Raw genomic sequence first — 24334 nt, forward strand, 5'->3', positions numbered from 1 at the left:
CGGGGAGAGGGTGGTGCCGACGGCCCGGAGCGGGCCGCCGGCGGGGTTCACGCCTTCCGTCGCCCGATCGTCTTCCCGAGCCAGACCAGCGGGTCGTACTTCCGGTCCACGACCCGCTCCTTCAGCGGGATCAGGGCGTTGTCGGTGATCCGGATGGACTCCGGGCAGACCTCGGTGCAGCACTTGGTGATGTTGCAGTAGCCGAGGCCGTGCTCCTCCTGCGCGGTCCGCCGCCGGTCGAGTCCGACCTCTTCCGCCGCGTCCAGGGGGTGCATGTCGAGCTCCGCGACCCGCATGAGGAAGCGGGGCCCGGCGAAGGCCTCCTTGTTCTCCTCGTGGTCGCGCACCACGTGGCAGGTGTCCTGGCACAGGAAGCACTCGATGCACTTCCGGAACTCCTGCGAGCGGTCCACGTCCTCCTGCTTCATCCGGTACTCGCCGGGGCCGAGCCCGGCGGGCGGGACGAAGGCCGGGATCTCCCGGGCCTTCGTGTAGTTGAAGGAGACGTCCGTGACCAGGTCCCGGACGACGGGGAAGGCCCGCATGGGCGTCACCGTGACGACCTCGTCCCGCGCGAAGACCGACATCCGGGTCATGCACATCAGCCGGGGCCGGCCGTTGATCTCGGCCGAGCACGACCCGCACTTGCCGGCCTTGCAGTTCCAGCGCACGGCCAGGTCGGGGGTCTGGGTGGCCTGGAGCCGGTGCACGATGTCGAGGACCACCTCGCCGTCGTGCACCTCGACGGTGTAGTCGGTCAGCTCCCCGCCGTCGGCGTCGCCCCGCCAGATCCGGAAGTGGGCCTGATACGTGCTCATGCGTCCAGCTCCTCCTCCGCCAGGTACTTCGCCAGCTCCTCCTTGTCGAAGAGGGCCAGCAGATCGGGCCGGATCGGTTCGGTCCGCACCCGCTCCAGGGCGATCCCGCCCCCGATCCCGGCCCCGATCCCGGCCCCGATCCCGGCCCCCATCCCGCCCTCGCCGTCCGTGAGCCGGCACAGCAGGTTCACCGGCCGCCACGACCGCTCCATCGACGGACGGTCCTCGCGGGTGTGCCCGCCCCGGGACTCGGTGCGCTCCAGGGCGGCCCGGGCCACGCACTCGCTGACCAGGAGCATGTTCCGCAGGTCGAGGGCGAGGTGCCAGCCGGGGTTGAACTGCCGGTGCCCCTCGACCGAGATCCGCCCGGCCCGCTCCCGCAGGGCGGCGATCCGCTCCAGGGCCTCGGCCATCTCGCCCTCCCGCCGGATGATCCCGACGAGGTCGTTCATCGTCTGCTGGAGCTCCTGGTGGAGGGTGTACGGATTCTCCGCGGCGCCGTCCCGGAACGGGGCCAGTGCCTCCGCCCGCGCCGCGGCCACGTCGTCCTCGGCGACCCCGCCGCCGGCCCCCGACATCGCGTACTCCGCCGCGTGCAGCCCGGCCCGCCGCCCGAAGACCAGCAGGTCGGAGAGGGAGTTCCCGCCGAGCCGGTTGGAGCCGTGCATGCCGCCCGCGACCTCGCCGGCCGCGAAGAGCCCGGGCACCCCGACCGTGGCGGCCGTCTCCGAGTCGACGGCGACACCGCCCATCACGTAGTGGCAGGTCGGCCCGACCTCCATCGCCTCGGCCGTGATGTCGACGTCCGCCAGCTCCTTGAACTGGTGGTACATCGAGGGCAGCCGGCGCCGGATCGTCTCCGCCGGCATCCGGGTCGACACGTCCAGGAACACCCCGCCGTGCGGGGAGCCCCGCCCCTCCTTCACCTCCGCGTTGATGGCCCGCGCCACCTCGTCGCGCGGCAGCAGCTCGGGCGGACGCCGGTTGTTCTCCGGGTCCTCGTACCAGCGGTCGCCCTCCTCCTCCGACTCCGCGTACTTCTCCTTGAAGACGTCGGGGACGTAGTCGAACATGAACCGCTTGCCCTCGGAGTTCCGCAGCACCCCGCCGTCGCCGCGTACGGACTCGGTGACGAGGATCCCCTTCACCGACGGCGGCCAGACCATGCCGGTCGGGTGGAACTGCACGAACTCCATGTTCACCAGCGGCGCCCCGGCGAGCAGGGCGAGGGCGTGGCCGTCGCCCGTGTACTCCCAGGAGTTCGAGGTCACCTTGAAGGACTTGCCGATGCCGCCGGTCGCGAGGACGACCGCGGGCGCCTCCAGGACGAGGAAGCGCCCGCTCTCCCGCTCGTAACAGAAGACCCCCGCGACCCGGCCCTCACCGTCCTTGAGGATCCGGGTGACGGTGAACTCCTGGAAGACCTTCAGGCGCGCCTCGTGGTCGCCGGTCTCGCGGTGGTCCTCCTGCTGGAGTCCGACCACCTTCTGCTGGAGGGTCCGCAGCAGTTCGAGACCGGTGCGGTCGCCGACGTGCGCGAGCCGCGGGTACTCGTGGCCGCCGAAGTTGCGCTGGGAGATCCGGCCGTCCGCCGTCCGGTCGAAGAGCGCGCCCCAGGTCTCCAGCTCCCAGACCCGCTCGGGCGCCTCCTGGGCGTGCAGCTCGGCCATCCGCCACTGGTTGAGGAACTTCCCGCCGCGCATGGTGTCCCGGAAGTGCGTCTTCCAGTCGTCGTGCGGATTGGCGTTGGCCATCGAGGCGGCGATGCCACCCTCCGCCATCACGGTGTGGGCCTTGCCGAACAGGGACTTGCAGATCACGGCCGTACGGGCGCCCTGCTGCCGTGCCTCGATCGCCGCCCGCAGCCCGGCGCCCCCGGCACCGACCACGATCACGTCCCACTGCTGCCGTTCCACAGGACTCATGTCAGAAGAACCTCGGGTCGTCGAAGGCGCCGGTGGCGAGCAGGTACACGTACAGGTCGCAGACGGCGACGCTGATCAGCGACGCCCAGGCGAGTTGCATGTGACGCCGGTTCAGGCGCCCCACCCAGGTCCACAGCCGGTAGCGGACGGGGTGCTTCGAGAAGTGCTTCAGACGGCCGCCGACGATGTGCCGACAGGAGTGGCAGGAGAGGGTGTACGCCCAGATGAGGACGATGTTGACGAGGAAGATCAGCGTCCCGAGCCCGGCGTGGCCCCAGGCGTAGTCGTGGTTCCGGAAGGTCAGCGCGGTGTCGTACGTGAGGATCCCGGCGACCGGCACCGCCGCGTAGAAGAAGTACCGGTGGAGGTTCTGCAGGAGCAGCGGGAAGCGGGTCTCGCCGGTGTACGTGCGGTGGGGCTCGGCGACCGCGCAGGCCGGGGGAGCGGCCCAGAAGCCCCGGTAGTACGCCTTGCGGTAGTAGTAGCAGGTCAGCCGGAAGCCCAGCGGGAAGACCAGAATCAGCAGGGCGGGGGAGAGCCCCCACCAGCTGCCGAAGAGCGCCCAGTTCGGCCCGCCCCGCATGGGGACGCAGTTGTCCGCGAGGCAGGGCGAGTAGAACGGGGAGACGTAGGGGGCGGCGTAGTAGTCGGCGTTCGCGAAGGCCCGCCACGTCGAGTACGCGACGAAGGCGAGCAGTCCGGCCGCGGTGGCGGCGGGGGAGAGCCACCAGCGGTCGGTGCGCAGATGGCGGGCGGCGATGGAGGCGCGCCCCGGGGAGCGCACCCCCGTCGCCGCCTCGGGGGGTTCCGTACCTGTGGCCAACAGGGCCTCCTCGGCTCTACGGCTCTACGGCTCTACGGCTCTACGGCTCTACCGGCTCTCTATGGCGCGTGGTGGTCGCGTGCTCCCAGGCCCTCGTCGTCGACGTCGGTCCACTTCCCGGCGTCGTACGGGGCGTCGGGGATGGTCACCATGCTTTCCGCACGGCCGGTGGTGGGCCGGGGAGGCGCGCCCCGCTCCGTCCCGACGCGGCGTTCCAGTTCTTCGACCGTGTGCTCCAGGTCCTGCAAGCGGCGCTTGACGGCCGCCAGATCGTCCTGAACGGACATGGTTGCCCTCACCTTCGTGAGTGTCGCGCGTCACATCCCACTTGGGAAGTCGTGTGCACGGGCGGTTGGGCCGCACGAGTGGGGTTTTCCGGCCATGTCGCCGTGTCGCCGTGGCCGGATCCGCACCGTCCTTTTCAGTGTATGAGCAATAGGTCTGATCATCTCCAAATGGAATAAATCTGGACGAAGGGGTACAAGTCATGTCCCAGATGGGCGCCCCTCGCGGGAGGACATGCTCCAGGAGCCCCCGCTCCCGCACGCTCCGCTCCGTCGCCACCCTCACCAGCGCGGTCCTCGCCGTCACCGTCCTCGCCGGCTGCAGCTCCGGCGACGAGGCCGACGAGACCCCGGCCGCGGCGCAGGACAACGCGCCCGCGGCACGCGACCGGGTCGCCGACGGGGGCACCGTCCGCTGGGCCGTCGACGCGCTGCCCACCACGCTCAACAGCTTCCAGGCCGACGCCGACGGCGCCACCTCGCGCATCGCCGGAGCCGTGCTCCCCTCCCTCTACACGCTCGACGCGCGGGGCCGGCCCCAGCTGAACCCCGACTACCTGGAGTCCGCGCAGGTCGTCGAGACCGAGCCCCGGCAGGTCGTCCTCTACAAGCTCAACCAGCAGGCGGTGTGGAGCGACGGGCGCGAGATCGGGGCCGCCGACTTCGTGGCCCAGTGGCGCGCGCTGAGCGGCCGCGACACCGCGTACTGGACCGCCCGCAACTCCGGCTACGAGCGGATCGAGAAGATCGAGCGGGGCAAGGACGACCTGGAGGTCCGGGTCACCTTCGCCAAGCCCTACGCCGACTGGCGGTCCCTCTTCACGCCCCTCTACCCGAAGCAGGTGATGGGCTCCCCGAGCGCCTTCAACGACGGGGCGCGCACCGCCCTCAAGGCCACCGCAGGACCGTTCCTGCTGAAGGCGGTCGACCGGAAGGGCGGCGACGTCACCCTCGCCCGCAACCCCCGCTGGTGGGGGCAGGTCGCCAAGCTCGACAGCATCGTCCTCAAGGCCGTCCCCCGGGCCGACCGGGCGGCCGCGCTCGCCGCCGGCGACCTCGACCTGGCCGAGATCGACCGGTCCACGGCCGAGCGGATCTCCCTCGCCCTCCGCGACGCCCACGCCGGCCGGAGCGGCGCGCAGGCCGCCCTCGCCCACGGCCCCGGCTCCGCGATCACCCCCGCCAAGGCCCTGAAGTCCTGGGCCCTCGCCCACGGCTCCGACGACGACAAGGCGGCGGAGGCCACGGCCGCCCGCAAGAAGAACCAGGAGGCCATGGCCCGGTACGCGAGCGCCCAGGACACCCTGGCGAAGTACGTCGTCCGCAAGTCCCTGGAGCCCGCCTACACCCAGCTCTCGCTGAACGGCGAGTCCGGCCCGCTGGCCGACGAGCGGGTACGCCGCGCGGTGGCCCGCGCCATCAACCGCCAGGAGCTCGCCGAATCCGTCCTCAAGCCGCTCGGCCTCCCCGCGAAGCCCCCCGGCAGCCACCTCGCCCTCGCCGGCCAGGCGGCCTACGCGGACAGCAGCGACGCGCTCGGCGGCCAGGACACCAAGGAGGCGCAGGCGCTCCTCGCCGACGCGGGCTGGGTCCCCGGCGGCGCGCTCCACAAGCCCGCCGGCACCAAGGCGGGCAGCGAGGCGGAGAAGAAGGAGGCGGAGAAGAAGGCCGCGGAGAAGGCGAAGAAGTCCACGGGCTCCACCGACGCCAAGAAGCGGAGCGACACCGCGTCCGACGAGGGCCTCTACATCGTCGGCGACGACAAGCCCGGCGACCGCCGCGCCGCCCCCGCCCCCGTCATCGGCGCGAACGGCCCCGAGAACGGCACCGGCAACGGCACCGACGCCCTCGCCCCGGGCGCCGCCGCGGCCCGCCAGAGCGCCGCGCTCCTCGCCCGCGCCGAGGCCCTCGACACCGGCTCCGGCGCCGCCCGCGCCGCCCAGTCGGTCGCCAAGCCGGACCACGGGATGGCCGGGGCCTACGCCCCGCGCGGCACCGCCGCCCCCGTGACGGCCCCCGACGCCGCCCAGGCCGCCAGGGACGCCAAGGCCCTCGGCAAGGACGGCAAGGCGCTCAGCCTCCGCTTCGTCCTGCCGTCCGGGCCGGGCTCCGAGTCGCTGCGGGCGGTCGGGGACCGGATCGTCCGGATGCTCGACGCGGTCGGGATCCGCACCGAGGTCACCAAGGTCTCCGACGACAGCTTCTTCAAGGACCACATCGCCTCCGGCGACTACGACCTGGCCCTCTACTCCTGGCCGGCCTCCGCCTTCCCGGCGACCGACGCCCGGCCGATCTTCGCCAAGCCCGAGCCGGCCTCGGACGGCTCGCTCCTGGTCGAGCAGAACTACTCCCGGGTCGGCACCGACCGCATCGACCAGCTGTTCGACCAGGCGGCGGGGACGCTCGACGAGGAGGAGGCCCGCGAGCTGGTCCGCCAGGCCGACGCCCGGATCTGGGCCGCGGCCGGCTCCATCCCCCTCTACCAGCGCCCGCAGCTCGTCGCCGCCAAGGCCGATCTTGTGAACGCCGGGGCCTGGGGCCTCGCCGCCCCCCGCTACCAGGACATCGGGTTCAAGAAGCCCGAAACGACCAAGGGTACCGAGCGGAACCACTGAAACCGCAGGTCACAACCTCAGAAGCAGCTCAATTTCCTTGCCCGCCGGAGACCCCGGCGGGCAGGATCACGTCGGCCCCTTGACCCGGCCCGCATGACTTTCCCCACACCCTGAAACCTCCCAGTAGACCCTCTCGGATCCCTCCGGGGAAGCCCCTTGCACGGCAGCCCCGTACCATAGGACATAGCCGTGGCGCGTCCGCCCGGCGGGCGTACGAGGAACTGACGCCGCATCCCACGATCCGAGAGAAGCGCAAGCACCCATGCCCACGCGCCACGACATCCGTAACGTCGCCATCGTCGCCCACGTCGACCATGGCAAGACGACCATCGTCGACGCCATGCTCAAGCAGGCCGGTGCCTTCGCCGCCCACCAGCAGCTCGACGACCGCATGATGGACTCGAACGACCTGGAGCGTGAGAAGGGCATCACGATCCTCGCCAAGAACACGGCGGTGAAGTATCACCCCAAGGACGGCGGGGCCCCGATCACGATCAACATCATCGACACCCCCGGCCACGCCGACTTCGGTGGCGAGGTCGAGCGCGGTCTGTCGATGGTCGACGCGGTCGTCCTCCTGGTGGACGCCTCCGAGGGTCCGCTCCCGCAGACCCGCTTCGTGCTGCGCAAGGCGCTCCAGCAGCGCAAGCCCGTCATCCTCTGCATCAACAAGACGGACCGCCCGGACTCCCGGATCGACGAGGTCGTCAACGAGACCTACGACCTGTTCCTCGACCTGGACGCCGACGAGGACCAGATCGAGTTCCCGATCGTCTACGCCTGCGGCCGCGACGGCATCGCCTCGCTGACCAAGCCGGAGGACGGCACGGTCCCGCAGGACTCCGAGAACCTGGAGCCGTTCTTCTCCACCATCCTGGAGCACGTCCCGGCCCCGTCGTACGACGAGGAGGCCCCCCTCCAGGCCCACGTCACCAACCTGGACGCCGACAACTTCCTCGGCCGCATCGCGCTGCTCCGCGTCGAGCAGGGCGAGCTGCGCAAGGGCCAGACGGTCGCGTGGATCAAGCGGGACGGCACGATCTCCAACGTCCGCATCACCGAGCTGATGATGACCGAGGCGCTCACCCGCAAGCCGGCCGAGGTCGCCGGCCCCGGTGACATCTGCGCCGTCGCCGGCATCCCCGACATCATGATCGGCGAGACCCTGGCCGACCCGGAGAACCCGATCGCGCTCCCGCTGATCACGGTCGACCAGCCGGCCATCTCCATGACCATCGGCACCAACACCTCGCCGCTCGTCGGCCGCGGTGGCACCGGCAAGGGCGCGGACGCCAAGACCGCCGTGAAGGACCGCAAGGTCACCGCCCGCCAGGTCAAGGACCGCCTGGACCGCGAGCTCATCGGCAACGTCTCGCTCCGCGTCCTCGAGACCGAGCGCCCGGACGCCTGGGAGGTCCAGGGCCGTGGTGAGCTCGCGCTCGCCATCCTGGTCGAGCAGATGCGCCGCGAGGGCTTCGAGCTCACCATCGGCAAGCCGCAGGTCGTCACCAAGGAGGTCGACGGCAAGATCCACGAGCCCGTCGAGCGCCTCACGGTCGACGTCCCCGAGGAGCACATGGGCGCGGTCACGCAGCTCATGGGCGTCCGCAAGGGCCGCATGGACAACATGTCGAACCACGGCTCCGGCTGGGTCCGCATGGAGTTCGTCGTTCCGTCCCGTGGCCTCATCGGCTTCCGTACGGAGTTCCTGACCCAGACCCGCGGTACGGGCATCGCCCACTCGATCCACGAGGGCCACGAGCCGTGGTTCGGCCCGCTGGTCACCCGTAACAACGGCTCGCTGGTCGCCGACCGCGCGGGTGCCGTCACCGCCTTCGCGATGACCAACCTGCAGGAGCGCGGCGTCCTGTTCACCGACCCCGGCACCGAGGTGTACGAGGGCATGATCGTCGGCGAGAACTCCCGCTCCGACGACATGGACGTGAACATCACCAAGGAGAAGAAGCTCACCAACATGCGCTCCTCCTCCGCCGACTCCTTCGAGGCGATCGTCCCGCCGCGGAAGCTCTCCCTGGAGCAGTCCCTGGAGTTCTGCCGCGACGACGAGTGCGTCGAGGTCACCCCGGAGGCCGTGCGCATCCGCAAGGTCGTCCTGGACCAGAAGGAGCGCGGTCGTTCCGCTTCCCGCGCCAAGAACGGCTGAGTAAGGTCGCATACGGCCGCTGACGGCGGGGTAGATCATGCTTCTGTGATCTTCGCCGCTCGCGGTTGACACGACGTCAGCACCGGAGCCCGGACCCCCACAGGCACTGTGGGGGGCCGGGCTTTTCGTCAAGTCGGGTCAACGTTTCGTCAACTCCATTTCGGAGGGCGAGTGTCCGCATATCGGCGATCGCTCTCCGGTACGTGTGTTAACAGTCCGTTTCGGGCGTGTCTGTCTGTGCTCAGTTTGTCCGGATTTCGGTCGCTGAGGCCCCGGTGATGTTGTCAAAACGAGACCGCTTAAGTGTGGTTTACAGCCCGGACGTACTTAATAGTTGGCTCCATTGAGCTCGGGTCAATGGGTCACGCACTGTGGGGAGTGCCGACTCACGAGCACACTCGGGGCACTTGAGTCCAAAGCCGTCAGGGGTGTCGGCGAAACTCGAAGTGCCCCTCTTGTAGTGACAAAGTGGACTCATGAGGAGGAACCCATGCGCGGTGCCAAGAGCGCCAAGTGGGTAACGGGCGCGATCATCGTCGCCCTTGCTGCGACCGCCTGTGGCGGGGGTAAGAGCGGCGACAGCGGCAGCGACGCCAAGGCTGTTGACCCGAACGGAATCTTCTCCATCGAGCTGGGTGAGCCCGAGAAGCCCCTGCTCACCGGCGACACGATGGAGTCCAACGGCTCCGCCGTCATGGCCGGCCTGTTCTCGACCCTGGTCGACTACAAGGCCGACGGTTCGCTGACGATGGTCAACGCCGAGTCGGTCACCACGACGGACTCGAAGACCTGGACCGTCAAGCTCAAGCCGGGCTGGACCTTCCACGACGGCACCCCCGTCACCTCCAAGTCCTACGTGGACGCGTGGAACTGGAACGCCAGCCTGAAGAACGCCCAGGGCCTCGCGTCCTGGTTCGCGGACATCAAGGGCTACGACAAGGTCCACCCCGACGCCGAGGGTGCCAAGCAGACCGCCGACAAGCTCGAGGGTCTGAAGGTCGTCGACGAGAACACCTTCACGATCGAGCTCACGAAGTCCGTCCCGTACTTCGGCCACAAGCTCGCGTACATCGTCTTCGCGCCGCTCCCGGACTCGTTCTACAAGCTGGACGCCAAGACCCGCGGCCAGGCCCCGGTCGGCAACGGTCCCTACAAGTTCAAGAGCTGGGACCACAAGAAGAAGATCGAGATCACCCGGTACGACGGCTACAAGGGCCCGAACAAGGCGAAGAACGGCGGTGTGGTCTTCAAGAACTACACCACCCTCGAGGCCGCGTACGAGGACCTGAAGTCCGGCAACGTCGACGTCCTGCGTCAGATCGCGCCGAAGGACCTCCCGGTCTACCGTCAGGACCTCGGCGACCGCGCCGTGGACCAGGCGTACTCCGCGATCCAGACCATCGCCGTCGCCTTCTACGCCGACCAGTGGAAGAAGCCGAAGCAGGTCGACCCGCGCGTCATCCAGGGTCTGTCCATGGCGATCGACCGCGCCACCATCACCAAGACGGTGCTGAACGGCACGCGTGAGCCCGCGACCGGCTGGGTCGCCAAGGGCGTCCTGGGCTTCCAGGAGGACGGCGGCAACGGCGTCACCAAGTACGACCCGGCCAAGGCCAAGGAGCTCATCAAGGCCGGCGGCGGCGTCCCCGGCAACAAGATCTCCATCCAGTACAACGCCGACGGCGGCCACAAGGAGTGGGTGGACGCTGTCTGCAACTCCATCCAGCAGGCCACCAGCGTCCAGTGCGTCGGCGACGGCAAGCCGGACTTCCAGGCCGACCTGACCGCTCGTAAGACCAAGCAGGTCAAGTCGCTCTACCGTTCCGGCTGGGTGCTCGACTACCCGGTGAACGCCAACTTCATCTCGGACCTGTTCCGTACGGGTGCCGGCGGCAACCAGGGCGACTTCTCCAACAAGGAGCTGGACGCCAAGATCGCGAAGGCCGACTCCGCCAAGACCCTTGACGAGTCCGTCAAGGCCTACCAGGCGATCGAGAAGGACCTCAAGAACTACATGCCGTCCATCCCGCTCTGGTACTACAAGGTCAACGCGGGCTTCTCCGAGAAGGTCTCGGGTGTCGCCTACGGCCAGGACGGCGACCCGATCCTGACCGGCGTCGAGGTCAAGAAGTAATCACCCGAGCGTAGTCCGCACGCCGTCACGGGACTGACGGATCGTCAGTCCCGTCTCGGTGCCTTACGCAGCGGCTGGGGGGCCCTTCCACGACATCAGCGTGCCCGGATCCGGGCATGCTGTCGGGGGAGGGCCCGTCGGTTGCGCTGTCACATCTCAACGGAGGCATGATGGGGCGTTATGTCGCACGACGACTGCTCCAGATGATCCCGGTTTTCCTCGGGACGACCCTGCTGATCTTTGCCATGGTGCACGCGCTGCCCGGTGACCCCGTGCTGGCGATGTTCGGCGACAAGGGCGCCGACCCGGCGACGCTCGCCGCGAAGCGCCACGAGCTGGGGCTCGACAAGCCCACATGGCAGCAGTACTTCTTCTACATGCGGGACATGATCCTGCACCTGGACTTCGGTAGCCAGATCCGTAACGGACGGCCGGTCACCGAGGTGCTGGGCGACGCGTTCCCCATCACCCTCCAGCTTGGCGTCCTGGCCTTCGCCATCGAGCTCGTCTTCGGCATCGGCCTGGGCATCGTCGGTGGTCTGCGTGCCGGCCGCCTGGCCGACAACCTGATCCTGATCTTCACCCTGCTGATCATCTCGATCCCGGTCTTCGTCCTCGGCTACATCATCAAGATGGTCTTCGCCTTCAACCTGGGCTGGATCGAGCCGAACGTCGCCACGGAGCCCGAGTGGAGCCAGCTGATCGCTCCCGCCGTCGTGCTCGGCGGTCTCTCCCTCGCGTATGTGGCCCGACTGACCCGTACCTCCATGGCGGAGAACCTGCGCGCCGACTACATGCGCACGGCCGTCGCCAAGGGCCTGCCGCGCCGCCGCGTCATCGGCGTCCACCTCATGCGCAACTCGATGATCCCCGTGGTCACCTTCCTCGGCACCGACATCGGCGCCATCATGGGCGGTGCGGTCGTCACCGAGTTCATCTTCAACATCCACGGCATCGGCGGCGTCATCGCCGAGTCGATCTCCCGGCGCGAAGGTTCGACCCTGGTGGGCCTCGTCACCATCCTGGTGATCGTCTACCTCGTCACCAGCCTGCTCATCGACCTGCTGTACGCGGTCCTGGACCCGAGGATCCGGTATGCCTGACGTGACCAAGACCGCTACCGCCGTCGAGGACGCCGTCGCCACCCCCTCGGTGGACGCGCCCGCACCGGCCGCGAAGCAGGAGAAGGCCCGCAGCCTCTGGGGCGACGCCTGGGCCGACCTGCGCCGCAACCCGTACTTCATCGTCTCGTCGATCCTGATCGCGCTGCTGCTCCTCGTCTCGGCGTGGCCGGGCCTCTTCACCAGCGCGTCCCCGACCGCCGGTGACCTGGTCCACCACTTCCTGAGCAAGCCCGAGCTGAGCAAGGTCGGTTCGCCGGAGTGGCTGGGCTACGACGGCCAGGGCCGCTCCGTCTACGCCCGCCTGATCCACGGCACCCGCGCCTCCGTCACCGTCGGCATCGCGGTCACCGCGATCGTCACCATCGTCGGCGGCTTCATGGGCATGATCGCCGGCTACTTCGGCGGCATCGTCGACACGATCCTCTCCCGGATCACGGACATCTTCTTCGGCATCCCGTTCCTGCTCGGCGCCATGGTCGTCCTGCAGTCGTTCGTCGAGCGGACCGTCTGGGTCGTCGTCTTCGCCCTCGCGTTCCTCGGCTGGACCCAGATCACCCGCGTCATGCGCGGTGCCGTGATCACCATCAAGCAGGCCGACTACGTCCACGCGGCCAAGGCCCTGGGCGCCGGCACCACCCGGATCCTGTTCAAGCACATCCTGCCGAACGCCATGGCCCCCGTGATCGTCGTCGCGACCATCGCGCTCGGCGGCTACATCTCGGCCGAGGCCACCCTGTCCTTCCTGGGACTGGGCCTCGCCGCCCCGACCGTCTCCTGGGGCGTCGACATCTCCGCCGGTGTCGCCCAGATCCGAGTGGCCCCGCACATCCTGCTCTGGCCCTCGATCATGCTGAGCCTCACCGTTCTGGCGTTCATCATGCTCGGCGAAGCCGTCCGCAACGCCCTCGACCCCAAGCTGCGCTGAGGAGGGCGTAACAGATGAGCATCATCGACAAGACCGCGGCCGTCCCCGCGCCGCGCGGCGGCGACCACACCGGTCCGCTGCTCGAAGTCAAGGACCTGCACGTCGAGTTCCACACCCGTGACGGTGTGGCCAAGGCGGTCAACGGCGTCAACTACTCGGTGAACGCCGGCGAGACCCTCGCCGTCCTCGGCGAGTCCGGCTCCGGCAAGTCCGTCACCGCCCAGGCCATCATGGGCATCCTCGACATGCCGCCCGGCAAGATCCCGCAGGGCGAGATCCTGTTCCGCGGCGAGGACATGCTGAAGATGTCCGAGGAGGAGCGCCGGAAGATCCGCGGCCGGAAGATCGCCATGATCTTCCAGGACGCGCTGTCCTCCCTCAACCCGGTCCTCAACGTCGGCTACCAGCTCGGCGAGATGTTCCGGGTGCACCACGGCATGTCCAAGAAGGACGCCAAGGTCAAGGCCATCGAGCTGATGGACAAGGTCAAGATCCCCGCCGCCAAGGCCCGGGTCGACGACTACCCCCACCAGTTCTCCGGCGGCATGCGCCAGCGCATCATGATCGCCATGGCGCTCGCCCTGGAGCCGGACCTGATCATCGCCGACGAGCCCACCACGGCTCTCGACGTGACCGTCCAGGCCCAGGTCATGGACCTCCTCGCGGAGCTCCAGCAGGAATACAACATGGGCCTGATCCTGATCACCCACGACCTCGGCGTCGTCGCCGACGTCGCGGACAAGATCGCCGTGATGTACGCCGGCCGGATCGTCGAGCAGGCGCCGGTGCACGAGCTGTACAAGCGCCCGGCCCACCCGTACACCCGCGGCCTCCTGGACTCGATCCCGCGCCTGGACCAGAAGGGCCAGGAGCTCTTCGCGATCAAGGGCCTGCCGCCCAACCTGCTCAAGGTGCCCACCGGCTGCGCCTTCAACCCGCGCTGCCCCAAGGCCGACGACATCTGCCGTACGGAGATCCCGGCCCTGGTGCCGGTCACCGAGCAGAACGGCGCGGACCTCCCGGGCCGCAAGAGCGCCTGCCACTTCTGGAAGGAGACGATCCATGGCTGACCTCAGCAACAACGACGAGGCCGTGGCCGCCGCCATCGAGGCCCCCGTGGGCCGCGGCGAGCCGATCCTCCAGGTGCGCAACCTGCAGAAGCACTTCCCGCTGACGCAGGGCATCCTCTTCAAGAAGCAGGTCGGCGCGGTCAAGGCCGTGGACGGGGTCTCCTTCGACCTCTTCCAGGGCGAGACCCTCGGCATCGTGGGCGAGTCCGGCTGTGGCAAGTCCACGGTCGCCAAGCTCCTGATGAACCTGGAGCGGGCCACCGCCGGCGAGGTCTTCTACAAGGGCCAGGACATCACCAAGCTGTCCGGGCGCGCGCTGAAGGCCGTCCGCCGCAACATCCAGATGGTCTTCCAGGACCCGTACACCTCGCTGAACCCGCGCATGACGGTCGGCGACATCATCGGCGAGCCCTTCGACATCCACCCCGAGGTGGCCCCGAAGGGCGACCGGCGCCGCAAGGTGCAGGAGCTGCTCGACGTCGTCGGTCTGAACCCGGAGTACATCAACCGGTACCCGCACCAGTTCTCCGGCGGTCAGCGCCAGCGCATCGGCATCGCCCGCGGCCTCGCGCTCAACCCGGAGATCATCATCTGCGACGAGCCGGTCTCGGCCCTGGACGTCTCCGTCCAGGCGCAGGTCATCAACCTGATGGGGAAGCTGCAGGACGAGTTCAACCTCTCCTACATCTTCATCGCGCACGACCTGTCGATCGTCCGGCACATCTCGGACCGCGTCGGCGTCATGTACCTCGGCAAGATGGCCGAGATCGGTACGGACGAGCAGATCTACGAGCACCCGACGCACCCGTACACCCAGGCGCTGCTCTCCGCGGTGCCGGTGCCGGACCCGGAGGCCCGCGCGCACCGCGAGCGGATCATCCTCACCGGTGACGTCCCCTCGCCGGCCAACCCGCCGTCGGGCTGCAGCTTCCGCACCCGCTGCTGGAAGGCGCAGGAGAAGTGCTCCCAGGAGGTGCCGGTCCTCGCGATCCCGCAGCGCTTCCAGGGTGAGGACACCCCGGCCGCGCACTCCTCGGCGTGCCACTTCGCCGAGGAGAAGCAGGTCGTCCCGGTGCACTGACGCACCGAGCGCGCACCGAACGCAGAAGGGCGCCCCCGTTCCGTACGTACGGAACGGGGGCGCCCTTCTGCGTGCCGCCGGCCGGTGGGCGTCCGTCCGGGCGCCGTAAAAGTGCACCTACGTCAATATCGGGTGATATTGGGGCCTAAGTAAGACCCAGGACATACGGGAGGCACTCCATGCGCGGAGCCACGCACGCCAAGTGGGCCGCACTGGCCACCGCCGTCGCCCTCGCGGCGACGGCCTGTGGTGGCGGCGACAGCGGCGGCGGTGGTGGAGGGGCCGACGGCATCGTGAGTTCCTCGTGGGGCGACCCGCAGAACCCGCTGGAGCCCGCCAACACCAACGAGGTCCAGGGCGGCAAGGTCCTCTCCATGATCTTCCGCGGGCTCAAGCAGTACGACCCGAAGACCGGCGCGGCCAAGGACATGCTCGCCGAGAAGATCGAGACCACGGACTCGCAGAACTTCACCATCACGGTCAAGTCCGGCTGGACCTTCTCCAACGGCGAGAAGGTCACCGCGAAGTCCTTCGTCGACGCCTGGAACTACGGCGCCAGTCTGAAGAACAACCAGAAGAACGCGTTCTTCTTCGGCCAGATCGAGGGCTACGACAAGGTCCACCCCGACAAGGGCGAGCCCACCGCCGAGACCATGTCCGGCCTCAAGGTGACCGGCCCCCAGACCTTCACGGTGAAGCTCACCCAGAAGTTCTCCACCTGGCCCGTCACCCTCGGCTACGCGGCCTTCTCGCCGCTTCCCCAGGTCTTCTACAGCGACCACGCCGGCTGGCTCTCGAAGCCCGTCGGCAACGGCCCGTACACCATCGACTCCTACTCCAAGGGCTCCCAGATGTCCCTGAGGAAGTGGGACGCCTACCCCGGCCCCGACAAGGCCCAGAACGGCGGCATCGACCTCAAGGTCTACACCGACAACAACACCGCCTACACGGACCTGACGGCCGGCAACCTCGACCTCGTCGACGACGTGCCCGCCTCCCAGCTCAAGAACGTCCAGGCCGACCTCGGCGGCCGGTACCTCAACGTTCCCGCCGGCATCATCCAGACCCTCTCCTTCCCGTTCTACGACCCCGCGTGGAACAAGCCGGGCCAGGAGAAGCTCCGGCAGGGCCTCTCCATGGCGATCAACCGCCAGCAGATCACCGAGACGATCTTCCAGAAGACCCGCACCCCCGCCGTCGACTGGACCTCCCCGGTGCTAGGCAAGGAGGGCGGCTTCAAGGACGTCTGCGGCGACTTCTGCAAGTACGACGCGGCCCAGGCGAAGAAGCTGGTCGCCGAGGGCGGCGGCATCCCCGGCGGCACGATGACGATCTCGTACAACGCCGACACCGGCTCCCACAAGGAGTGGGTGGACGCCGTCTGCAACTCCATCAACAACGCACTCGGCAACAACAAGGCCTGCGTCGGCAACCCGATCGGCACCTTCGCCGACTTCCGCAGCCAGGCCAGCACCCAGAAGCTGAAGGGCCCGTTCCGGGCCGGCTGGCAGATGGACTACCCGCTCATCCAGAACTTCCTCCAGCCGCTGTACTACACCGACGCCTCGTCCAACGACGGCAAGTACTCCAACCCCGAGTTCGACAAGCTGGTCAACCAGGCCAACGCCGAGTCCGACATCGGCAAGGCCGTCGGGCTCTTCCAGCAGGCCGAGGGCGTCCTCCGCGACGACATGGGTGCCATCCCGCTCTGGTACCAGAACGGCAGCGCCGGCTACTCGGACCGGGTCACCAACGTGACCCTGAACCCCTTCAGCGTCCCGGTCTACGACCAGATCAAGCTCAAGTGACGCCGTAGCAGTCCGGCGGCGTACGGCCCGGGCCGCGGATCCCCGCGCCGGGCCGTACGCCGTCCCGCACCCCACCCTGGAGGCCTCCCGTGGGTCGATACGTGATCCGGCGGCTGCTGCAGATGATCCCGGTCTTCTTCGGCGCCACGCTGTTGATCTTCCTGATGGTGAACGTGATGGGCGACCCCATCGCCGGCCTCTGCGGCGACCGCGCCTGCGACCCGGCGACCGCCGCCCAGCTGCAGAAGGAGTACGGCCTCGACAAGCCGGTCTGGCAGCAATACCTGACCTACATGGGCAACGTCTTCACCGGCGACTTCGGCACCGCCTTCAACGGCCAGCCCGTCACCGAGCTGATGGCCGACGCCTTCCCGGTCACCATCCGTCTCACCATCGTGGCGATCCTCTTCGAGATCGTCATCGGCATCACCCTGGGCGTCCTCACCGGCCTCAAGCGCGGCCACCCCGTCGACACCAGCGTCCTGCTGCTGACCCTGGTCGTCCTGTCCGTCCCCACCTTCGTCACCGGCCTGCTCATCCAGTACCTCCTGGGTGTCGAATGGGGCTGGATCAATCCGGCCGTCTCGCCCGAGGCGCCCTTCAACGAACTGATCGTCCCCGGCCTCGTCCTCGCGTCCGTCTCACTCGCGTACGTCACCCGGCTCACCCGGACCTCGATCGCCGAGAACAAGCGCGCCGACTACGTCCGCACCGCCGTCGCCAAGGGCCTGCCCCGCCGCCGGGTCATCAGCCGCCATCTGCTGCGCAACAGCCTTATCCCGGTGGTGACCTTCATCGGCGCCGACGTCGGCGCGCTCATGGGCGGCGCCATCGTCACCGAACGGATCTTCAACATCCACGGCGTCGGCTTCCAGCTCTACCAGGGCATCGTCCGCCAGAACACCCAGACGGTCGTCGGCTTCGTGACCATCCTCGTCCTGGTGTTCCTGCTGGCCAACCTTCTGGTCGACCTCCTGTACGCCGTCCTTGACCCGAGGATTCGCTATGCCTGAGCCGTTTGAGCCGCTTGAGTCGTACGGAGAGGAAGGGCGCGCCATCGCCTCCACCGGCGCGGGGGGCGCTTCCGACCTCGGCACCCAAGAGGCCGAGACCCTGGAGCAGCATCCATCAGCCGCCTCCGGCGGACGGGCCCCGGGCGGACCCGAAGGAACCGGCGCCGACAAGAAGCCCCGCTCCCTCTGGTCCGACGCCTGGCACGACCTGCGCCGCAACCCGATCTTCATCATCTCCGCGCTCGTCATCCTCTTCCTGGTGATCATCTCCATCTGGCCCTCGCTGATCGCCTCCGGAGACCCCCTCGACTGCGACCTGGCCAAGGCCCAGGAGGGCTCCCAGCCCGGCCACCCCTTCGGCTTCAACGGCCAGGGCTGCGACGTCTACACCCGGGTCGTCTACGGCGCCCGGACGTCCGTGACCGTCGGCGTCCTCGCCACCCTCGGCGTCGCGATCCTCGGCAGCGTCCTCGGCGGCCTGGCCGGCTTCTTCGGCGGAGCCTGGGACGGCCTCCTCTCCCGCATCACCGACGTCTTCTTCGCCATCCCCGTCGTCCTCGGCGGCCTGGTCCTGCTGTCCGTGGTCACCAGCGCCACCGTCTGGCCCGTCATCGGCTTCATGGTGCTCCTCGGCTGGCCGCAGGTCTCCCGCATCGCCCGCGGCTCCGTCATCACCGCCAAACAGAACGACTACGTCCAGGCCGCCCGCGCGCTCGGCGCCTCCAACTCCCGGATGCTGCTCCGGCACATCACGCCGAACGCCGTCGCCCCCGTGATCGTCGTCGCCACCATCGCCCTCGGCACGTACATCGCGCTCGAAGCGACCCTGTCGTACCTCGGCGTCGGACTGAAGCCGCCGACCGTCTCCTGGGGCATCGACATCTCCTCGGCGTCGCAGTACATCCGCAACGCGCCCCACATGCTGCTCTGGCCGGCCGGCGCGCTCGCGATCACCGTGCTCGCCTTCATCATGCTCGGCGACGCGGTGCGCGACGCCCTCGACCCGAAGCTGAGGTAGTCGCCCATGCTGCTCGAAGTGAAGGACCTGCACGTCGAGTTCCACACCCGGGACGGGGTGGCCAAGGCGGTCAACGGGGTCAACTACTCCGTCGACGCGGGAGAGACCCTCGCCGTGCTCGGCGAGTCCGGCTCCGGCAAGTCCGTCACCGCCCAGGCCGTCATGGGCATCCTCGACATCCCGCCGGGGAAGATCAGCGGCGGCGAGATCATCTTCCAGGGCCAGGACCTCCTGAAGCTCAAGGAGGACGAGCGGCGCAAGGTCCGCGGCGCCAAGATGGCGATGATCTTCCAGGACGCGCTGTCCTCCCTCAACCCCGTCATCAGCGTCGGCGACCAGCTCGGCGAGATGTTCCAGGTCCACAAGGGGATGTCCCGCAAGGACTCCCGGGCCAAGGCCGTCGAACTCATGGACCGGGTCCGCATCCCCGCAGCCAAGGAACGCGTCGGCCAGTACCCCCACCAGTTCTCCGGCGGCATGCGCCAGCGCATCATGATCGCGATGGCGCTCGCCCTCGAACCCGAGCTGATCATCGCCGACGAGCCGACCACCGCCCTCGACGTCACCGTCCAGGCCCAGGTCATGGACCTCCTCGCCGAGCTCCAGCGCGAGCTCAACATGGGCCTCATCCTCATCACCCACGACCTCGGCGTCGTCGCCGACGTCGCCGACAAGATCGCCGTCATGTACGCGGGGAAGATCGTCGAACAGGCGCCCGTCCACGAGATCTACAAGGCCCCCGCCCACCCCTACACCCGGGGCCTGCTCGACTCGATCCCGCGCCTCGACCAGAAGGGCCAGGAGCTCTACGCGATCAAGGGCCTCCCGCCCAACCTGCTCGCCATCCCGTCCGGCTGCTCCTTCAACCCGCGCTGCCCGCTCGCCCGGGAACGCTGCCGCGTCGACGAACCCCCGCTGTACGACGTGACCGAGTCCCCGGTGCCGCGCGCCAGCGCCTGCCACTTCTGGAAGGAGTGCCTCCATGGCTGAGGCGATTCTCGAAGTCCGGGACCTCCACAAGCACTACCCGCTGACCCAGGGCATCCTCTTCAAGAAGCAGGTCGGCGCCGTCAAGGCCGTCGACGGCGTCGACTTCGACCTCGCCGCCGGCGAGACCCTCGGCATCGTCGGCGAGTCCGGCTGCGGCAAGTCGACGGTCGCGAAGATGCTGGTCAACCTGGAACGGCCGACCTCCGGGACCATCCGCTACAAGGGCGACGACCTCACCAAGCTGTCCCCCCGGGCGCTGAAGGCCGTCCGCCGCAACATCCAGATGGTCTTCCAGGACCCGTACACCTCGCTCAACCCCCGCATGACGGTCGGCGACATCATCGGCGAGCCGTACGAGATCCACCCCGAGGTCGCCCCCAAGGGCGACCGGCGCCGCAAGGTCCAGGACCTCCTGGACGTCGTCGGCCTCAACCCCGAGTACATCAACCGCTATCCGCACCAGTTCTCCGGCGGCCAGCGCCAGCGCATCGGCATCGCCCGCGGCCTCGCCCTCCAGCCCGAGATCATCGTCGCGGACGAGCCGGTCTCCGCGCTCGACGTCTCCGTCCAGGCGCAGGTGATCAACCTCCTCGACAGCCTCCAGTCCGAGTTCTCCCTGTCGTACGTCTTCATCGCCCACGACCTCTCGATCGTCCGGCACATCTCCGACCGCGTCGGCGTCATGTACCTCGGCCGGATCGTCGAGATCGGCACCGACGCCGAGATCTACGACCACCCCACCCACCCCTACACGCAGGCGCTGCTCTCCGCCGTCCCCGTCCCCGACCCGGAGGCGCGCGAGCACCGCGAGCGGATCCTCCTCGCCGGCGACGTGCCGTCCCCGGCGAACATCCCCTCCGGCTGCCGCTTCCGCACCCGCTGCTGGAAGGCCCAGGAGCGCTGCGCCCTCGAAGTCCCGCTGCTCGCCGTCCCGGCCGTCTTCCGTCTCACGGACAGCCCCGCGAAGCACGACTCGGCCTGTCACTTCGCGGAGGAGAAGCAGGTGGTGCCGCCGGAGGAGCCGCAGGAGCTCCAGAAGCCCCAGGAACCGCAGGAGCCGCAGGAGCTTCAGAAGCCCCAGGAGCCTCAGGAGCCACAAGAGCCCCAGGGACCTGAAGGGCCGTAACGCGCGGGCAACTCGGCGGAATTGGATCCGATATACGGACATTGGATATTGGACACCGTGCGGCCGTGCGGGTGCCGTGAGCCGGCCGGGAGCGTGCCATGTCGCTCCCGGCCGGCTGCCACACGCCGTTCATGCGGAACGGCTTGTTTCGCCGCCCCGCGACCGTGAGTATCGGGGCCGTGACTGTGACACGGCCCGCACGTCTCACCGGCGCCGCGCTCTGCGCCGCGCTCGCCCTCATCGCCGCCGTGTGGATCCTCCAGGACCTCGCCGCGCTCGGCTCGCCCGCCGACCTCGCGTGGTACTGGGCCGGGGACCACCACTTCCTGATCCGGGGACGGTCCACCACCTCCCTGATCGACCCCGTCCTCCTCGCCGCCTACGCCGCCACCGTCGTCGCGGCCCTCCGCTCACGGCACGCGGCTTCCGCGCTCGCCGCCGCCGGCACGGTCACCCTCGCCCTGCGCCTCCCCGGGCTCTGGGCGCCCGGGAGCGGCGCCCTCGTCACCGCCCTCCTCGAACTGGCCCTCGGCGCCGGGCTCGTCCTCACCGCCGCCGTCGGCCGCCGCCCGGCGGACGGCCCGTACGAGCCCGCCGCCCCGCTCCGCCGCCCCGTCGAGGTCCCGTACGAGGAGCGGCCCACCCGCCCCCGTACCGGCCCCGCCGTCACCGCCGGGATCCTCCTCGCGCTCGCCGCGCTCTTCACGACCCTGTGGGAGCTGTACTGGGCCGGCGAACTGCCCCTGGAGGTCACCGTCGACCGGTTCACCGGCGGCCGCTCCGTCGTCAAACCCGCCCTCGCGCCCCCGCCCGGCTGGCTCTCGGCGATCGCCGCCGGGCTGTACGGCACGGCCGCCGTCTCCTGTCTCGTACGGGCCCGTCACAGCCGGGCCTTCGGGCTGCTCGCCGCCGTGTTGCTGACGGCGGGCGGCCTCGGCGGGGTCGCCCGCGCCGTCCGCTACGAGACCCTCGTCCACCTCGGCGACCTCATCACCCTCGACGCGGCGGACGTCCTCACCTCCGTCTTCGAACTGCTCGCCGGGGTCGTGGTGCTCGTGCTGCTCGCCGGGCGCGGCGCCCCCGCCGCCGCGCCCGGACCGTACCCGCCGGCCGGGGTGCGGCCCCCGGCCCCGCCCCACCCGACACCGCCCGGCTGGTGACTCAGCGCGTGAGGCCGAGCGACCGCTTCAGGAACTCCACCTGGAGCAGCAGCAGGTTCTCCGCCACCTGCTCCTGGGGCGTCATGTGCGTCACCCCGGACAGCGGCAGCACCTCGTGCGGCCGGCCCGCCGCGAGCAGCGCCGACGAGAGCCGCAGCGCGTGCCCCACCACCACGTTGTCGTCCGCGAGGCCGTGCACGACCATCATCGGCCGGGCCGGCTCCTCCGGCGCCGACAGGCCGTCGTCGGTCAGCAGCGACTGCGCCGCGTACACCTCGGGGTCGTCCTGCGGGGTGCCGAGGTACCGCTCCGTGTAGTGCGTGTCGTACAGCCGCCAGTCCGTCACCGGCGCCCCGACCACGGCCGCGTGGAAGACGTCGGGCCGCTGGAGCACCGCCCGGGCCGCCAGATAGCCGCCGTACGACCAGCCGCGGATCGCCACCCGGCCCAGATCGAGCGGGAACCGGTCGGCGAGCCCCCGGAGCGCCGCCACCTGGTCGTCGAGCGTCACCGAGAGGTCCCGCAGGACCGACTTCTCCCAGGCGGGGGAGCGGCCCGGCATGCCCCGCCCGTCCGCCACGACCACCGCGAAGCCCTGGTCGGCGAACCACTGCGAGGTCAGGTGCGGATTGTGCGCGGCGAGCACCCGCTGCCCGTGCGGACCGCCGTACGGATCCATCAGGACCGGCAGCGGCCCGTCCCCCTCCGCGTACCCCTGGGGCAGCAGCACCGCGCACGGGATCCGCCGCGTCCCCGCCTCCGTGAGCCGCACGCGCGCGGAGATCACCGGCCGCTGGGCGTACGAGGCCACCACCGCGGCCTGCTCGCCGTCCCGCAGCACCCGCGCCACGCTCCCCGGCGCCTCGGGCCGCGCCGACACCAGGACCGTCACCGCGCCCGAGCGCACCGAGCCGTGCACGCCCGCGCCCTCGGAAAGACGCTCCGCGCCCCGCCCGGTCACCCGGTACACATGGATCTCGCCGGTCTCCGGCTCCGCCGCCGCCTCACCCGCCGAGGCCGACACGAGGACGTCGTCCGCCCCGATGTCGAGCACCGAACGGACGTGCAGCTCCGGACCCGTCCACGCCTCGTCCCCGACGGCCAGCACCCGCGCCCCGCCCTCGTCCGTGACCCGTACGAGCCCGCCGCCCGGCCCCCACGCCGGCACCCCCTGGTGCAGCTCCAGCCACGCCGGGTCCGCCTCCGCCCGTACGGTCGAGGTCTTCCCCGACTCCGGGTCCACCGCCAGGAACAGCTGCTCCCGCTGGTCCCGCGCCTGCACGAGCAGCAGCGGCGCCCCGGCCGCCGACCAGTGCACCCGCGCCAGGTACGGATACCGCTCCCGGTCCCACACCACCTCCGTACGGGACCCGTCGAGGGCCACAAGGAACAGCCGCACCTCCGCGTTGGCCGTGCCCGCCGCCGGGTACCCCACCCGCTGCGGCTCCCGCTCCGGGTGCGCCGGGTCCGCGATCCACCAGCGCCGCACCTCCCGGTCGTCCGCCCGCGCCACGAGCAGCCGGTCCGAGGCGGGCGACCACCAGTGGCCGCGCTCCCGGCCCATCTCCTCCGAGGCGATGAATTCGGCCAATCCGTAGGAGACGTGCTCGCCCTCCGGGACGGCCAGCGCGCGGTCGCCCGTACCGTCCGCGCCCACCACCCGCAGGGCGCCCTCCGCCACGTACGCGACGAACCGCCCGTCCGGAGAGGGACGCGGGTCGAGCACCGGCCCCGGCACCGGAAGCTCCCGCGCCGTCCCCGCCCGCAGGTCCGCCGTGAACAGCCGCCCCGACAGCGCGAACGCCGCCGACTCCACGGCCCCGTCCACCGCGTACGCCACGATCCCCGCCGAGCCCTCCCGGCTCCGCTCCCGGCGCGCCCGCTCCTGCGGCGACAACTCCTCCTCCGCGCCCGCGAGCAGCGCCACCGGGTCGGCGACCGTCCGCTCGGCGGGCTCGCCGTCCCGGGGCAGGTCGAGCACCCAGAGCCGGTGCGAACGGTCCGTCCCCGAACCGGATCTGACGAACACCACGCGCTCCCCGTCCGGGGAGACCGAGAAACCACGCGGGACCCCCAGGGTGAACCGCTGGGTCCGGGCGTGCTGACGGGGGAAGGAGAGCTCGGCCGAGGGTGTGGCCGACTGCTGCGAAGACAAGGTCATGCGGCTGAAACTAGCGCCGTGCGCCCCCCTCGTGCCTCCGTCCGCCGATCGATGCGGCCGCACGGATAGTTATGATCCGTAGCACTAGGTGGGTA

The 24334-nt window shown here is 69.8% G+C and carries 18 protein-coding genes; 13 read left to right on the forward strand and 5 right to left on the reverse strand.

All coding sequences use genetic code 11. The features are described from left to right. Positions 1-47 precede the first annotated feature (47 nt). From SVTN_RS24700 to SVTN_RS24715, 4 genes are read right to left on the reverse strand one after another with little or no spacing between them, the layout of a single operon-like run. A complete protein-coding gene (locus SVTN_RS24700; protein ID WP_041131065.1) occupies positions 48-818 on the reverse strand; it encodes a succinate dehydrogenase/fumarate reductase iron-sulfur subunit in 771 nt (256 codons plus the stop codon). After that, positions 815-2743 carry a fumarate reductase/succinate dehydrogenase flavoprotein subunit gene (locus SVTN_RS24705; RefSeq protein WP_041131066.1) on the reverse strand — a complete coding sequence of 643 codons (1929 nt, stop codon included), beginning with the start codon at positions 2741-2743 and terminating at the stop codon, positions 815-817. Before SVTN_RS24705 ends, SVTN_RS24700 begins: the two co-directional genes overlap by 4 nt. A gap of 1 nt (position 2744) precedes the next feature. Continuing rightward, entirely contained in the window at positions 2745-3566 is an 822-nt protein-coding gene (locus tag SVTN_RS24710; protein WP_041131067.1) for a hypothetical protein, read from the reverse strand. 59 nt (positions 3567-3625) lie between these two features. After that, positions 3626-3853 (reverse strand): hypothetical protein, encoded by a 228-nt coding sequence (locus tag SVTN_RS24715; protein WP_041131068.1) that lies wholly within the window; start codon positions 3851-3853, stop codon positions 3626-3628. A gap of 200 nt (positions 3854-4053) precedes the next feature. On the opposite strand from SVTN_RS24715, the gene SVTN_RS24720 reads away from it, so the two are divergent. The 13 genes from SVTN_RS24720 (at position 4054) to SVTN_RS24780 (ending at position 22078) form a co-directional block, all read left to right on the forward strand. Continuing rightward, positions 4054-6465: an ABC transporter family substrate-binding protein gene (locus SVTN_RS24720; protein WP_041131069.1), complete on the forward strand. Its 2412-nt coding sequence runs from the start codon at positions 4054-4056 to the stop codon at positions 6463-6465. A gap of 262 nt (positions 6466-6727) precedes the next feature. Next, on the forward strand, positions 6728-8629 hold the full coding sequence (gene typA / locus SVTN_RS24725) for a translational GTPase TypA (RefSeq protein ID WP_041131070.1): 1902 nt from the start codon (positions 6728-6730) through the stop codon (positions 8627-8629). Positions 8630-9119: 490 nt separating this feature from the next. Further along, positions 9120-10763 carry a peptide ABC transporter substrate-binding protein gene (locus tag SVTN_RS24730; protein ID WP_041131071.1) on the forward strand — a complete coding sequence of 548 codons (1644 nt, stop codon included), beginning with the start codon at positions 9120-9122 and terminating at the stop codon, positions 10761-10763. Positions 10764-10933: 170 nt separating this feature from the next. Further along, entirely contained in the window at positions 10934-11866 is a 933-nt protein-coding gene (locus SVTN_RS24735) for an ABC transporter permease (protein WP_041134222.1), read from the forward strand. Next, on the forward strand, positions 11859-12812 hold the full coding sequence (locus SVTN_RS24740; RefSeq protein ID WP_041131072.1) for an ABC transporter permease: 954 nt from the start codon (positions 11859-11861) through the stop codon (positions 12810-12812). Before SVTN_RS24735 ends, SVTN_RS24740 begins: the two co-directional genes overlap by 8 nt. Positions 12813-12826: 14 nt before the next feature. Next, positions 12827-13882 carry an ABC transporter ATP-binding protein gene (locus tag SVTN_RS24745; protein ID WP_041131073.1) on the forward strand — a complete coding sequence of 352 codons (1056 nt, stop codon included), beginning with the start codon at positions 12827-12829 and terminating at the stop codon, positions 13880-13882. After that, complete coding sequence (locus SVTN_RS24750) at positions 13875-14963, forward strand: ABC transporter ATP-binding protein (protein ID WP_041131074.1); 1089 nt, start codon at positions 13875-13877, stop codon at positions 14961-14963. Before SVTN_RS24745 ends, SVTN_RS24750 begins: the two co-directional genes overlap by 8 nt. A 179-nt stretch (positions 14964-15142) precedes the next feature. Beyond that, complete coding sequence (locus SVTN_RS24755) at positions 15143-16771, forward strand: peptide ABC transporter substrate-binding protein (protein WP_041131075.1); 1629 nt, start codon at positions 15143-15145, stop codon at positions 16769-16771. Between the two features lie 89 nt (positions 16772-16860). Further along, complete coding sequence (locus SVTN_RS24760) at positions 16861-17784, forward strand: ABC transporter permease (protein WP_041131076.1); 924 nt, start codon at positions 16861-16863, stop codon at positions 17782-17784. Further along, positions 17777-18802 carry an ABC transporter permease gene (locus tag SVTN_RS24765; RefSeq protein WP_041131077.1) on the forward strand — a complete coding sequence of 342 codons (1026 nt, stop codon included), beginning with the start codon at positions 17777-17779 and terminating at the stop codon, positions 18800-18802. The genes SVTN_RS24760 and SVTN_RS24765 overlap by 8 nt, the downstream gene beginning before the upstream one ends. Positions 18803-18808: 6 nt before the next feature. Further along, the gene (locus SVTN_RS24770; RefSeq protein WP_041131078.1) at positions 18809-19792 is read left to right on the forward strand and encodes an ABC transporter ATP-binding protein; all 984 of its coding nucleotides are present in this window, start codon (positions 18809-18811) and stop codon (positions 19790-19792) included. Next, entirely contained in the window at positions 19785-20918 is a 1134-nt protein-coding gene (locus tag SVTN_RS24775; RefSeq protein ID WP_052499290.1) for an ABC transporter ATP-binding protein, read from the forward strand. The genes SVTN_RS24770 and SVTN_RS24775 overlap by 8 nt, the downstream gene beginning before the upstream one ends. 179 nt (positions 20919-21097) lie before the next feature. After that, the gene (locus SVTN_RS24780) at positions 21098-22078 is read left to right on the forward strand and encodes a hypothetical protein (RefSeq protein WP_041134224.1); all 981 of its coding nucleotides are present in this window, start codon (positions 21098-21100) and stop codon (positions 22076-22078) included. A gap of 1 nt (position 22079) precedes the next feature. On the opposite strand, the gene SVTN_RS24785 is transcribed toward SVTN_RS24780, so the two are convergent. Beyond that, positions 22080-24239, reverse strand: coding sequence for a S9 family peptidase (locus tag SVTN_RS24785; RefSeq protein ID WP_052499291.1), 2160 nt, complete (start codon positions 24237-24239; stop codon positions 22080-22082). Between the last annotated feature and the right edge of the window lie 95 nt (positions 24240-24334).

It is taken from the genome of Streptomyces vietnamensis (genome assembly GCF_000830005.1).
Lineage (GTDB): Bacteria > Actinomycetota > Actinomycetes > Streptomycetales > Streptomycetaceae > Streptomyces > Streptomyces vietnamensis.

Bases quoted from the DNA above. Each gene is read 5' to 3' on its own strand.
- SVTN_RS24700 (WP_041131065.1), bottom strand. From the start codon at position 818: ATGAGCACGTATCAGGCCCACTTCCGGATCTGGCGGGGCGACGCCGAC.
- SVTN_RS24705 (WP_041131066.1), bottom strand. From the start codon at position 2,743: ATGAGTCCTGTGGAACGGCAGCAGTGGGACGTGATCGTGGTCGGTGCC.
- SVTN_RS24715 (WP_041131068.1), bottom strand. From the start codon at position 3,853: ATGTCCGTTCAGGACGATCTGGCGGCCGTCAAGCGCCGCTTGCAGGAC.
- SVTN_RS24720 (WP_041131069.1), top strand. From the start codon at position 4,054: ATGTCCCAGATGGGCGCCCCTCGCGGGAGGACATGCTCCAGGAGCCCC.
- typA (WP_041131070.1), top strand. From the start codon at position 6,728: ATGCCCACGCGCCACGACATCCGTAACGTCGCCATCGTCGCCCACGTC.
- SVTN_RS24730 (WP_041131071.1), top strand. From the start codon at position 9,120: ATGCGCGGTGCCAAGAGCGCCAAGTGGGTAACGGGCGCGATCATCGTC.
- SVTN_RS24735 (WP_041134222.1), top strand. From the start codon at position 10,934: ATGGGGCGTTATGTCGCACGACGACTGCTCCAGATGATCCCGGTTTTC.
- SVTN_RS24740 (WP_041131072.1), top strand. From the start codon at position 11,859: ATGCCTGACGTGACCAAGACCGCTACCGCCGTCGAGGACGCCGTCGCC.
- SVTN_RS24745 (WP_041131073.1), top strand. From the start codon at position 12,827: ATGAGCATCATCGACAAGACCGCGGCCGTCCCCGCGCCGCGCGGCGGC.
- SVTN_RS24750 (WP_041131074.1), top strand. From the start codon at position 13,875: ATGGCTGACCTCAGCAACAACGACGAGGCCGTGGCCGCCGCCATCGAG.
- SVTN_RS24755 (WP_041131075.1), top strand. From the start codon at position 15,143: ATGCGCGGAGCCACGCACGCCAAGTGGGCCGCACTGGCCACCGCCGTC.
- SVTN_RS24765 (WP_041131077.1), top strand. From the start codon at position 17,777: ATGCCTGAGCCGTTTGAGCCGCTTGAGTCGTACGGAGAGGAAGGGCGC.
- SVTN_RS24770 (WP_041131078.1), top strand. From the start codon at position 18,809: ATGCTGCTCGAAGTGAAGGACCTGCACGTCGAGTTCCACACCCGGGAC.
- SVTN_RS24775 (WP_052499290.1), top strand. From the start codon at position 19,785: ATGGCTGAGGCGATTCTCGAAGTCCGGGACCTCCACAAGCACTACCCG.
- SVTN_RS24785 (WP_052499291.1), bottom strand. From the start codon at position 24,239: ATGACCTTGTCTTCGCAGCAGTCGGCCACACCCTCGGCCGAGCTCTCC.